Annotated in this window: 10 protein-coding genes; 4 read left to right on the top strand and 6 right to left on the bottom strand. The window is 74.3% G+C overall.

Features of this window, described 5'->3' with window-relative positions:
* Positions 1-10 precede the first annotated feature (10 nt).
* The 3 genes from BM165_RS08235 to BM165_RS08225 form a co-directional block, all read right to left on the bottom strand.
* Positions 11-901, bottom strand: coding sequence for a hypothetical protein (locus tag BM165_RS08235; RefSeq protein ID WP_075012999.1), 891 nt, complete (start codon positions 899-901; stop codon positions 11-13).
* Positions 898-1518, bottom strand: coding sequence for an RNA polymerase sigma factor (locus BM165_RS08230; protein WP_075012998.1), 621 nt, complete (start codon positions 1516-1518; stop codon positions 898-900). Before BM165_RS08230 ends, BM165_RS08235 begins: the two co-directional genes overlap by 4 nt.
* A 75-nt stretch (positions 1519-1593) precedes the next feature.
* Positions 1594-3183: a cryptochrome/photolyase family protein gene (locus BM165_RS08225; RefSeq protein ID WP_083427162.1), complete on the bottom strand. Its 1590-nt coding sequence runs from the start codon at positions 3181-3183 to the stop codon at positions 1594-1596.
* Positions 3184-3292: 109 nt separating this feature from the next.
* Between BM165_RS08225 and BM165_RS08220 the strand changes: the two genes are divergently transcribed.
* The 3 genes from BM165_RS08220 to disA all read left to right on the top strand — a co-directional run bounded on the left by BM165_RS08220 (position 3293) and on the right by disA (position 6653).
* The gene (locus tag BM165_RS08220) at positions 3293-4012 is read left to right on the top strand and encodes a copper chaperone PCu(A)C domain-containing protein (RefSeq protein ID WP_075012997.1); all 720 of its coding nucleotides are present in this window, start codon (positions 3293-3295) and stop codon (positions 4010-4012) included.
* Positions 4013-4078: 66 nt separating this feature from the next.
* Positions 4079-5452 (top strand): DNA repair protein RadA, encoded by a 1374-nt coding sequence (gene radA, locus BM165_RS08215; RefSeq protein ID WP_075012996.1) that lies wholly within the window; start codon positions 4079-4081, stop codon positions 5450-5452.
* A 112-nt stretch (positions 5453-5564) separates the two neighbouring features.
* Positions 5565-6653 carry a DNA integrity scanning diadenylate cyclase DisA gene (gene disA, locus BM165_RS08210; RefSeq protein ID WP_075012995.1) on the top strand — a complete coding sequence of 363 codons (1089 nt, stop codon included), beginning with the start codon at positions 5565-5567 and terminating at the stop codon, positions 6651-6653.
* Between the two features lie 73 nt (positions 6654-6726).
* Here disA and BM165_RS08205 read toward each other — a convergent pair whose 3' ends face one another.
* Positions 6727-7407 (bottom strand): MucR family transcriptional regulator, encoded by a 681-nt coding sequence (locus tag BM165_RS08205; RefSeq protein ID WP_075013120.1) that lies wholly within the window; start codon positions 7405-7407, stop codon positions 6727-6729.
* A gap of 77 nt (positions 7408-7484) precedes the next feature.
* Between BM165_RS08205 and BM165_RS08200 the strand changes: the two genes are divergently transcribed.
* On the top strand, positions 7485-8360 hold the full coding sequence (locus BM165_RS08200) for an HhH-GPD family protein (RefSeq protein ID WP_075012994.1): 876 nt from the start codon (positions 7485-7487) through the stop codon (positions 8358-8360).
* Between the two features lie 164 nt (positions 8361-8524).
* Here BM165_RS08200 and BM165_RS08195 read toward each other — a convergent pair whose 3' ends face one another.
* Both BM165_RS08195 and BM165_RS08190 read right to left on the bottom strand, forming a co-directional pair.
* Positions 8525-11065: an ATP-dependent Clp protease ATP-binding subunit gene (locus BM165_RS08195; protein WP_075012993.1), complete on the bottom strand. Its 2541-nt coding sequence runs from the start codon at positions 11063-11065 to the stop codon at positions 8525-8527.
* 321 nt (positions 11066-11386) lie between these two features.
* Complete coding sequence (locus tag BM165_RS08190; protein WP_075012992.1) at positions 11387-11743, bottom strand: histone-like nucleoid-structuring protein Lsr2; 357 nt, start codon at positions 11741-11743, stop codon at positions 11387-11389.
* Positions 11744-11896: the final 153 nt, after the last annotated feature.

Genomic DNA, 11896 nt, shown 5'->3' with positions numbered 1-11896 from the left:
CCGCCGGCGGTCACCTCCGGCCGTTGCCGTTGCCGTTGCCCTGCCCGTTGCCGTTGCCCTGCCCGTCGCTGCGCCCCTCGGCGGCAGGCTCCGAGGCGGGGGCCGGCGCGGGGGCCGGCGCGGCCTCCGGCTCCTCGGTCGCCTCCTCCTCGGCGGGCTGCCCGGTGACGGGCCGGCGGGCCTCCTCGCGGGCGGCCTGCCGTTCCTCGTTGCGAACGTGCGCCTCCTCGCTGACCCGCTGGCCGGTCACCCAGCCGTTGCGGGCGCCCTCGCTCACCCAGTCGCCGTGCGACTGCCCGTCGTCCGGGCCGGTGGACCACTCCTGCGCGGGCGTCGGCTGGGGGTCGGTCGCCGGGACCTCGGGCTCGGGCCGGGGCTCCTCCCCGGCCGGGGCCCCCTCCCCGTCGACGGGTGCGGGGGCCTGCTCCTCGCCGCCCGCGTCGGAGTCCTCCTGCTCGTCGACGGGTGCGGGGGCCTCGTCCGCGTCGCCTGGCGCGGGGGCCGGCTCGTCGACCGGGGCCTGGGGAGCCGGGTCGGCCGGCGCGGGGGACTCGACGACGGGGGGCGTGTCCTCCGTGCCCGCGAGGGTGACGGTGGTGGCCGTGCCGGTCAGGGCGACGGCGACGACGCCGGTGGCGGCGGCCGCCTTGGCGGCGACGCCGGCGGCGGCGAGCTTGGCGGTGAGGGTGCTGAGCAGCATGCGGGGTCTCTTCCGTGAGGCCCGGGCGGGGTGCCCGGTCGTCCGCGTGGACGGATCCGACTGGTCGGTGAGCAGACCGGTCGCCAGCAGCTCGGCCAGGGCCGGGTTCGGCCGCCCGGGCGTCGCGGCGCAGGCCCGGACCGCGTCGGAGAACGCGGCGAGGGCCCGCTCGTCGGCGCGGGCGTCGGCTGGCGTGGTCATCTCGCTCCCGTCATCGCCGCGCGGGCCGTCAGGGGTGCGCCCGCTCTCCCGGACTCACCCCGGCGGGTGGTGCCGGCCGGGTCGAGCTCCTCCCGCAGCCGCCGCAGGCCGCGCCGCTGCAGGGCCTTCACCGCTCCCACGGACCGCCCCAGGACCTCGGCCACCTGCTCGACGGTGAGGTCGGCGAGCACCCGCAGCAGCAGCACCGAGCGCTGGTCGCCGGGCAGGCCGGCACACAGCCGGTGCACCGCCTCGGCGCCCAGCCGGGTCAGGACGTCGTCCTCCACGTCCCCGCCGGCCACCCCGGCCAGGAGGCCGCCGGCGTCGTCGGCGGCCTGCGGGCGGCGGCTGCGCCGGCGCCACTCGTCGACCAGCCGGCGGTGGGCGATGGTGAACACCCAGGAGCGCAGCGCGGCCTCGTCGCCGCGGAACCCGCCCAGGCCGCGGAAGACGGCCAGGAAGGTCTCGCTGGCCAGGTCGTCGGGGTCCGGCGCCCCGTGCAGTCGCAGGTAGCCGGTGACCGCCGGGGACAGGTCCCGGTAGAGCACCTCGAACGCCCACGCCGCGCCCGCCTGGGCCGCTGCGAGGACGTCGTCGAACGTCGCCCCGACCGCCATCCGCACCTCCGCGCCGTCCCCCGTGCACAGGGGGCATCGGCAGGTGCGCGGCCCGACCGGACCGTTCTCCCTCGTTCAGGGGGCGCTGGTGCCCCGGGCGGCCTCCTGCTCGACGACCAGGGGGAGGTCCCTGAGCCGGTCCAGCCCCTGCAGCGGACGGCGCATCCGCTGGTTGCCGGCGAGCCGCTCGCGGTTGCGCTCGAGGAAGGCCCAGTAGCCGGCGGTGTAGGGGCAGGCGGCGTCGCCGAGGCGCTGCCTCGGGTCGTAGGGGCAGCGGCCGCAGTAGTCGCTCATCCGGTCGATGTAGGCGCCACCGGCGGCGTAGGGCTTGGTGGCCAGCGCCCCGCCGTCGGCGTGCTGGCTCATCCCGACGATGTTGGCCACCATCACCCAGTCGTAGCCGTCGACGAACGTGCGGTGGAACCAGTCGGTGAGCTCCCGCGGGTCGATGCCGCGCTGCAGCGCGTAGTTGCCGAGCACCATCAGCCGCGGGATGTGGTGCACCCAGCCGTCGCGGCGCAGGTCGCCGAGGACGCCGGACAGGCACGCCGCGTCGACGGCGGAGTCGTCGAGCTCGGCCATCCAGTCCGGCACCGGCTCCAGGGCCCGCAGCGCGTTGGCGTGCCGGTAGGGGCGGCCGAAGTGCCAGTAGGTGTGCCAGATGTAGTCCCGCCAGCCCATGACCTGCCGGACGAACCCCTCGACGGAGTTCAGCGGCAGCGGGTCGCCGTCGGCGGCACGGGCGCGGGCGGTGGCCTCCGCGGCGCGCACCACCTCCAGCGGGTCGAGCAGGCCGAGGTTCATCGCCGGCGAGAGCAGCGAGTGGGCCAGCCACCGCTCGCCGGCGAGCATCGCGTCCTCGTGCGGGCCGAAGACGCCCAGCCGCGCGGTGAGGAAGTCGTGCAGCCGGGTGAGCGCCTCCTCGCGGGTGGCGGGGAACAGCCGCGGGCCGTCGTCGCCGACGAAGGAGACCTCGCCGTCGGCCTCCCAGCGGTCGAGGTCGGCGCGCACCTGCTCGTCGATCTCGTCCTCGGCCGGCCACCACGGCTCCGGTGCGGGCGAGCGGCCGTCCCGCGGTGGGGGCTCGCGGTTCTCCGCGTCGTAGTTCCACTGCCCGCCCAGGGGCTGCGCGCCGTCCATCAGCACGTCGCGGCGCCGGCGGGCGTCGCGGTAGAAGTCCTCCATCAGCAGCCGCCGCCGGCCGCGCCCCTCGGCCCAGCCGGCGAACTCGCCCTGGGTGCTGACGAACCCGCGGGCCGCCAGCACCTGCAGCCCGGGCCGGGCGAGGACGAAGTCGCGGCTGCTCCACGTCGTCGGCGCGCAGACGCTCAGCGGCTCGTCGTAGCGGTCGAGCGCCTCGGCGTAGGTGGTGACCTGGTGCAGGTGCGCCTGCTCGCCCAGCTCGGCGGCGCGGTGGCGCAGCGCGGAGAGCACCAGGTGCGCCTTCTGCCGGTGGAAGCGGCGGCGGGCGAACACCGCCTTGGCCTCGACGAGCAGCACCGGCTGGTCGGGCCGGTCGAGGAAGTGCGGGCCGAGCTGGTCGGCGAACAGCCACCGCCGGGTGGCCGGCGACCGCTCCGGGAAGTCGGCCAGTGCCGGGTCGCGCTCCTCGGCGCCGGTACCGGCGTCGGTATCGGCGCCGGCCCCGGCTCCCGGGTGCTGCATCGGCTCCACCTCCCGGCGGACATGGTGGGTGGACGGCTACGCTCGGCGCGAGTCGGGGCCATCGAGTGCACGGTGGCCGGCAGGTGTTCCACGCTGGAGGTCGACCGTCGTGAACCGCGCGCTGCGCGCCGCCCTGATGGGTGCTCTCGTGATCAGCCCGGTCACGCTCGGCGCGTGCAGCGCCGGCCAGGTCTCGCAGACCGCCACGCAGGACCGCGACAAGGTCGGACCCATGGCGCAGGTCGAGGACGTCCTGCTGCGCCAGGTGACGCTCGCCTACCCCGAGGACGGGCTCTACGAGGAGGGCGACGACGCCGTCCTCGTGATGACGATCGTCAACGCCTCGAACGAGGACGAGACGCTCACCGCCATCGAGGGCGAGGGCTTCTCGGGCCTGCGGATCGCCGGCACCGGCCCGACTCCCTCCCCGTCCTCCCCCGCGGGCAACGAGCCCACGACGCCGCCTGCACCGGGCACCACCGGCGCCACCCCGGGCACGGCCCCCGCGGCGCCGACCGGCGCGACCCCGACGGCCAGCACGGAGCTGTCGCTGGTGATCCCCGCCGACACGGCTCTGTACCTCGGCCGCGACGGCGACGCCACCATCACGCTGCAGGACCTCGCCGAGCCGCTCACGCCCGGTCAGACCCTGCCCCTGACCTTCACCTTCGAGCAGGCCGGGGAGATCGAGCTGCAGGCGCTCGTCGGCATCCCGGACGAGGAGGTCGAGCGCGGTGAGCCCTTCGACTTCCACGAGGGGGAGGGCGAGGGCGAGGGCGGCGGTCAGCAGGAGAACCCCGCGAGCGAGGAGGACACCCAGGCGGAGTGAGGACCCGCGCCGTCCGAGGACGCCGTCCTCCCGGGGACTGTCGGTGCCCCGACCTACCGTGGCGGGGTGCCTCCGTCCGGCGTGAAGTCCGCCCGTCCTGCCCACCGCTGCACCGAGTGCGGGTACTCCTCGGCCAAGTGGATGGGCAGGTGCCCCGAGTGCCAGGCCTGGGGCACGCTGCAGGAGGTCGGCCCGGCCGCACCCGCCCTGCGTGCCGTCGCCGCCGGCCCCGTCACCGCACCCGCCCGGCCGATCGCCCAGGTCGAGCTGGCCGGGGCCCGCGCGGTGCCCACCGGGATCCCCGAGTTCGACCGCGTCCTCGGCGGCGGGCTGGTGCCCGGCGCGGTGGTGCTCGTCGCCGGCGAGCCCGGGGTGGGCAAGTCCACGCTGCTGCTCGAGGTGGCCCACCGGGTCGCGGCGGCCAACGGGCCCACGCTCGTGGTCTCCGGCGAGGAGTCCGCGGCCCAGGTGCGACTGCGCGCCGAGCGGATCGGCGCGCTGCACGACCGGCTGTACCTCGCCGCCGAGACCGAGCTGTCCGCCGTCCTCGCGCACGTCGAGCAGGTGTCGCCCTCCCTGCTGGTGCTCGACAGCGTGCAGACGGTGCGCTCCCCCGCCGTCGACGGCACCGACGGCGGCGCCTCCCAGGTCCGCGCGGTCGCCACGGCGCTGACCGCCGTCGCCAAGTCCCGCGGGATGACCACGATCCTCGTCGGGCACGTGACCAAGGACGGCGCAATCGCCGGCCCGCGGGCGCTGGAGCACCTCGTCGACGTCGTCGTCTCCTTCGACGGCGAGCGGCACTCCACGCTGCGGCTGGTCCGGGCCACCAAGAACCGCTTCGGCCCGGCCGACGAGATCGGCTGCTTCGAGATCGGCGACGGCGGGGTCGTCGGCGTCCCCGACCCGTCGCACCTGTTCGTCTCCCGCCGCACCGCCTCGGTGCCGGGCAGTTGCGTCACCGTCACGATGGAGGGCAGCCGGCCGCTGCTGGCCGAGGTGCAGGCGCTGGTGGCCACCAGTGCCGGCGGCGGCTCGCCCCGTCGCGCCGTCAGCGGGCTGGACTCCCAGCGGGTCGCGATGGTCAACGCCGTCGTCGAGCGGCGCGGCGGGGTCCGGCTGGCCGACGCCGACGTGTTCGCCGCCTCCGTCGGCGGGGTCAAGATCGCCGAGCCCGCGGCCGACCTCGCGCTCGCACTGGCCATCGCCTCGGCGTCGAGGGACACCCCGTTGCCGGAGGGCATGATCGCGCTGGGCGAGGTCGGCCTGTCCGGGGAGATCCGCCGCGTCGGCGGCACGGGCCGTCGGCTGGCCGAGGCGGCCCGGCAGGGCTACCGGCTCGCCCTGGTGCCTCCGGACGCCGGGCAGGCGCCGAAGGGCATGCGGCTCATGGAGGTGCCCGACCTCGGCGCGGCCCTCGCGGGGCTCCTCCCCGGCTGAGCGGCGGCGGATCACCTGCTCGGGTGACCCTGCCCCGCTCGCGACCCGCCGCGGCACCCGGCAGGCGGGACGTAGACTCAGCCACCAGACCGCGTCGACGTCAGGAGCGCTCGTGCCCCCCGCTGTGGACTCCGAGGTCACCCTCCGGGAGCTCCTCGGCCGCATCGCACCGGGGACGGCCCTGCGCGACGGCCTCGAGCGGATCCTGGCCGGCCGCACCGGCGCGCTGATCGTGCTCGGCTACGACCGAGTCGTGGAGTCCATCTGCACCGGCGGCTTCGCCCTCGACGTCGCCCTGTCGGCCACCCGGCTGCGCGAGCTGGCCAAGATGGACGGCGCGGTGATCCTCTCCTCCGACGGGCTGCGCATCGTCCGCGCCGGCGTGCACCTCATGCCCGACTCGACGGTGCCCACCGAGGAGTCGGGCACCCGGCACCGCACCGCCGAGCGGGTCGCGGTCCAGTCCGGGTTCCCGGTGATCTCGGTCAGCCAGTCGATGCACATCATCAGCGTCTACGTCGCCGGCCGGCGCTACACCCTCGAGCACCCGACGACGATCCTCGCGCGGGCCAACCAGGCCCTCGCCGCGCTGGAGCGCTACAAGCTGCGCCTCGACGAGGTCGCCAGCACGCTGTCGGCGCTGGAGATCGAGGACCTGGTCACCGTCCGCGACGCGATGAGCGTCAGCCAGCGGCTGGAGATGGTGCGCCGGATCGCCGACGAGATTGAGGGATTCGTCGTCGAGCTGGGCACCGACGGCCGGCTGCTGGCCCTGCAGCTCGACGAGATGCTCGCCGGGGTCGAGGAGGACCGCGCGCTGCTGGTCCGCGACTACATGCCCGGGGGCGCCGCCCGTCGGCCACGGACGATCGAGGACGTGCTCGCCGAGCTGCGCACGCTGTCGGCCACCGAGCTGCTCGACCTCTCCGCCGTCGCCCGGTGCTACGGCCTGCCCACCGCGGCCGACGCACTCGACTCCCCCGTCAGCCCGCGCGGCTACCGGCTGCTGGCCCGGGTGCCGCGCCTGCCGGCCGCGATCATCGACCGGCTGGTCGAGCACTTCGGCGGCCTGCAGAAGCTGCTCGCCGCCACCATCGAGGACCTGCTGGCCGTCGACGGCGTCGGCGAGGCCCGGGCCCGCGGCATCCGCGAGGGGCTGTCCCGGCTGGCCGAGACCTCGATCCTCGACCGCTACAGCTGAGGAAGGACCCCCGTGCCCCCCACCCCTCGCTGACGCTCGGGGTGGGTCCCTGCACGGGGGCCACCGGCGGTCGCTAGGTGACCTGGAGGGGGGCGTCGGGGCTGGTCTTGGTGTCCAGCCGTGCCCGCACCAGGTAGCTGCCCGGTGCCACCGGCGCGCGGGCCGCGGTGCAGGTCGGCTCGCTGGTCAGGCCGCTCCAGGTCAGCGGGAAGACCACCTGCTCACCCGGGGCGAGGGTGCGGTTGTCGCTGCTGGCCTCGGGCTGGCAGTCGTTGCTGCCCCACAGCCGGGTGCCGGCGCCGTCGAGCAGCACCATCTCCTGCAGCTGCTGGTCCAGCACCCGGGTGCAGGGCACGGCGGCGGTGTTGGTGACGACCAGCTCGAACACCGGGCTCGAGCCGGAGGCGACGCTGCCCGGCGTGCGCACCTCCAGCGCGATCACGTCGTCGCCGCACGGCGCCCCGGCCTCCTGCCCCGGCGCGGCCGGTGACGCGGGTGCCGGCGGGGGCGTGCTCGGCGGCGGGGTCGGCGTCTGCACACCGGCCGGGGAGGGGACGACCCGGTCGAGCGCCGGCGTCCCCACCGGCTCCGACGACGTCGTCGAACCGGTCGCGGCGGCACTGTTGCCCGAGCCGGTCACCACGGCGACCACCAGCCAGCCGACACCGCCGAGGACGGCGAGCAGCACCACCAGGACCACCAGGCGCCGTCGCCAGTAGACGGCCGCCGGGAGGGGTCCGACCGGGTGCAGCACGAGGTGACGGTAGTGCGCACCCTCCGGCGGCCGCACCGGGGCACGCCGCGACCGGGCGCCGGGCACACTGGACCCCCGTGGAGAGCACGGCCGGGCTGGGGGACGCCCTCGTCGACTGGTACGACACCGCCGCCCGGGACCTGCCGTGGCGGCGCCCCGGTGTGGACCCGTGGGCGGTGCTGGTCAGCGAGGTGATGCTGCAGCAGACCCCGGTGGCGCGGGTCGCGCCGGTGTGGACCGAGTGGATGGCGCGCTGGCCGGCGCCGGCCGACCTGGCCGCGGCCTCACCGGCGGAGGTGATCCGCGCGTGGGGGAAGCTCGGCTACCCCCGGCGGGCGCTGCGGCTGCGCGAGACCGCCGTCGCCCTCACCGAGCGGCACGCAGGAGCCGTCCCAGCCGACGTGGCGGCCCTGGAGGCCCTCCCCGGCGTCGGGACGTACACCGCCCGCGCGGTGGCCTGCTTCGGGCACGGGCAGCCCCAGCCGGTCGTGGACACCAACGTCCGCCGGGTGGTCGCCCGGCTGGTGCACGGCCGCGCCGAGGCGGGCACCGCCCGGGCCTCCGACCTCACCGACGTCGCGGCGCTCGCGCCCACCGACCGGGACCGCGCCTGCCGGTTCTCGGTGGCGGCGATGGAACTCGGAGCGCTGGTGTGCGTCGCCCGGACGCCGCGGTGCGCCGTCTGCCCGGTGCGCGACCGCTGCGCCTGGCGGCTGGCCGGCTGCCCGTCCGCCGACGGGCCGCCGAGGCGGGTGCAGCGCTTCGCCGGGACCGACCGTCAGGTCCGCGGGCGGCTGCTCGACGTCCTGCGGGCCGCCGACGGCCCCGTCCCGGCCGGGGCCCTGGACGCCGTCTGGGACGACGCCGTCCAGCGCTCCCGGTGCCTGGACTCGCTGCTGGCCGACGGGCTGGTGGAGCAGACCGGCGACGGCCGGTTCACCCTGCCCGCCTGACGCGGCACCCGCCGTCCTCCCTCACCGCAGCGGGTCCTCCCTCACGGTGGGCCATGAGGGAGGACGCCCCATGATCAGGTGACCTGATCGTCGCGGGACCCGCCCGACGCGGCGAGGGCCGCCCCCACGGTGTGGGAGCGGCCCTCGTCGGTCGTGCGGGTCGGTCAGTTCTTCTCGAGGTTGATCGGCCCCTGGCCGTCCTCGTCGTCGCCGACGGTCAGCGCGACCGGGGGCGTGTCGGGGACGTCGATCGGCTTGGTCTCGCCGCGGAAGGTGAACTTCGCGGTGGGCCCCTCGCCCTCGACGTCGACCACGATGATCTGACCGGCGGTCAGCTCGCCGTAGAGGATCTTCTCCGAGAGCGAGTCCTCGATCTCGCGCTGGATGGTCCGGCGCAGCGGCCGGGCGCCCAGCACCGGGTCGAACCCGCGGGCCGCCAGCAGCTTCTTGGCGTCCTGCGTGATCTCCAGCGCCATGTCCTTGTTCGCCAGCTGACCCTCGACGCGGGCCACCATGAGGTCGACGATCTCGATGATCTCGTCCTCGGTGAGCTGGTGGAACACGACGATGTCGTCGATGCGGTTGAGGAACTCCGGCCGGAAGTGCTGCTTGAGCTCCTCGTTGACCTTGAGCTTCATCCGCTCGTAGTTCGACTGGGTGTCGTTGCCGACCTGGAAGCCCAGACCCACGGCCTTGGAGATGTCCCGCGTGCCGAGGTTGGTCGTGAGGATCAGGATCGTGTTCTTGAAGTCCACGATCCGGCCCTGACCGTCGGTGAGCCGGCCGTCCTCCAGCACCTGCAGGAGCGTGTTGAACACGTCCGCGTGCGCCTTCTCGATCTCGTCGAAGAGGACCACCGAGAACGGCTTGCGCCGCACCTTCTCGGTCAGCTGGCCACCCTCGTCGTAACCGACGTAGCCGGGAGGGGCACCGACGAGCCGCGACACGGTGAACCGGTCGTGGAACTCGCCCATGTCGATCTGGATGAGGGCGTCGTCCTCGCCGAAGAGGAACTGCGCGAGCGCCTTGGCCAGCTCGGTCTTACCGACACCCGAGGGGCCGGCGAAGATGAACGAGCCACCCGGACGGCGCGGGTCCTTGAGGCCCGCACGCGTGCGCCGGATCGCCTGGCTGACGCTCTTGATGGCCTCTTCCTGGCCGATGATCCGCTTGTGGAGCTCGTCCTCCATGCGGAGCAGACGGGTCGTCTCCTCCTCGGTGAGCTTGAAGACGGGGATGCCGGTCCAGTTGGCCAGCACCTCGGCGATCTGCTCGTCGTCGACCTCGGCGACGACGTCCATGTCGCCGGCCTTCCACGCCTTCTCGCGCTCGGCCTTCTCGCCCAGGAGCTGCTTCTCCTTGTCGCGCAGCGACGCGGCCTTCTCGAAGTCCTGCGCGTCGATCGCGGACTCCTTCTCCCGGCGGATGCCGGCGATGCGCTCGTCGAACTCGCGCAGGTCCGGCGGGGCGGTCATCCGCTTGATCCGCATCCGGGCCCCGGCCTCGTCGATCAGGTCGATCGCCTTGTCGGGGAGGAAGCGGTCGGAGATGTAGCGGTCGGCCAGCGTCGCGGCGGCGACCAGGGCGCCGTCGGTGATGCTGATCCGGTGGTGGGCCTCGTAGCGGTCCCGCAGGCCCTTGAGGATCTCGATCGTGTGCTGCAGCGTCGGCTCGCCGACCTGGATGGGCTGGAAGCGGCGCTCGAGCGCGGCGTCCTTCTCCAGGTGCTTGCGGTACTCGTCGAGCGTGGTGGCGCCGATGGTCTGCAGCTCACCGCGGGCCAGCATCGGCTTGAGGATGCTGGCGGCGTCGATCGCGCCCTCGGCGGCACCGGCACCGACGAGGGTGTGGATCTCGTCGATGAACAGGATGATGTCGCCGCGGGTGCGGATCTCCTTGAGCACCTTCTTCAGGCGCTCCTCGAAGTCACCGCGGTAGCGCGACCCGGCGACGAGGGCGCCGAGGTCGAGGGTGTAGAGCTGCTTGTCCTTCAGCGTCTCGGGGACCTCGCCCTTGACGATGGCCTGCGCCAGGCCCTCGACGACGGCGGTCTTGCCGACACCGGGCTCGCCGATGAGGACGGGGTTGTTCTTGGTGCGCCGCGAGAGGACCTGCATGACCCGCTCGATCTCCTTGGCGCGCCCGATGACCGGGTCGAGCTTGGAGTCGCGCGCGGCCTGCGTGAGGTTGCGGCCGAACTGGTCGAGGACCAGCGAGGTCGACGGGGTGCCCTCCGAGGGGCCGCCGGCCGCGGCCGGCTCCTTGCCCTGGTAGCCGGAGAGCAGCTGGATGACCTGCTGGCGGACGCGGTTGAGGTCGGCGCCCAGCTTCACCAGGACCTGGGCGGCGACGCCCTCGCCCTCGCGGATCAGGCCGAGCAGGATGTGCTCGGTGCCGATGTAGTTGTGGCCGAGCTGCAGGGCCTCGCGCAGCGACAGCTCGAGGACCTTCTTCGCGCGGGGCGTGAAGGGGATGTGGCCGGACGGGGCCTGCTGACCCTGGCCGATGATCTCCTCGACCTGCTGGCGGACGCCCTCGAGCGAGATGCCGAGGGACTCGAGGGCCTTGGCGGCGACGCCCTCACCCTCGTGGATCAGGCCCAGGAGGATGTGCTCGGTGCCGATGTAGTTGTGGTTGAGCATCCTGGCCTCTTCCTGCGCCAGGACGACCACCCGTCGGGCTCGGTCGGTGAACCGTTCGAACATCTGCTGCTTCTCCTCTGACCGGCTGGTCCGGCACTGTCCTCCCCGTGCGTGGGGAGGAGCACCCGACGTCCGTCGGCGCGCTGGGGGCACCGGTCTTTCCACTGTAGTCACGGACCACGCCGTCCCGTCGGCACGCGACCGGGGGTCGGTGGGTGGCTGCCTCGTCCAACCGATGGTGACCGGGCGGTGTTCCGGTGGCGTTACGCCGACAGCGGACGGCGCGTCGGGACGCGGGCACGCCGACGGCCCGGTCCCACTCGGGGACCGGGCCGTCGGTGACGTGCTGGAACGGCCCCCTCGCCCTGCGAGGGGGTCCTCCGACTAGTGCGCGGCCTCGTAGGCCTCGACGACGCTGGCCGGGATGCGGCCGCGGTCGCTGACGTTGTGGCCGTTCTTGCGGGCCCAGTCGCGGATGGCGCCGGCCTGCTCGCGGTCCATGCGGCCACCGCCACCGGTGGCGCGGGAACGCCCTCCGCCGGAGGCCCGACCGCCGCCGCCACGGCTCACCTTCCGAGCCGCCTGCACGTAACGGGAGAAGGCGTCGCGCAGTTCGCCGGCGTTCTTCTCCGACAGGTCGATCTCGTAGTTCGTGCCGTCGAGGGAGAAGCTCACCGTCTCGTCGGCCGGGACGTCCTCGTCGAGGTCGTCACTCAGGATGACCTGCACCTTGCGCGCCATTCGCGTATTCCTCGCTCTCTCGGCGGACGGAATCGGATCGTCTCCGTCCGCCTGGTCCGGATGTCGCGGCCATTCGACCACACGAACTGAAGGGAAAGCCAATCCCGGTGCGTGACTCGCCCATTTCGGTGAGGAAGTGGAGTGGAAAGACGG

The sequence above is a fragment of the Geodermatophilus obscurus genome, from assembly GCF_900115395.1.
GTDB lineage: Bacteria > Actinomycetota > Actinomycetes > Mycobacteriales > Geodermatophilaceae > Geodermatophilus > Geodermatophilus obscurus_B.
This window is presented reverse-complemented; position numbering and strand designations above follow the sequence as displayed.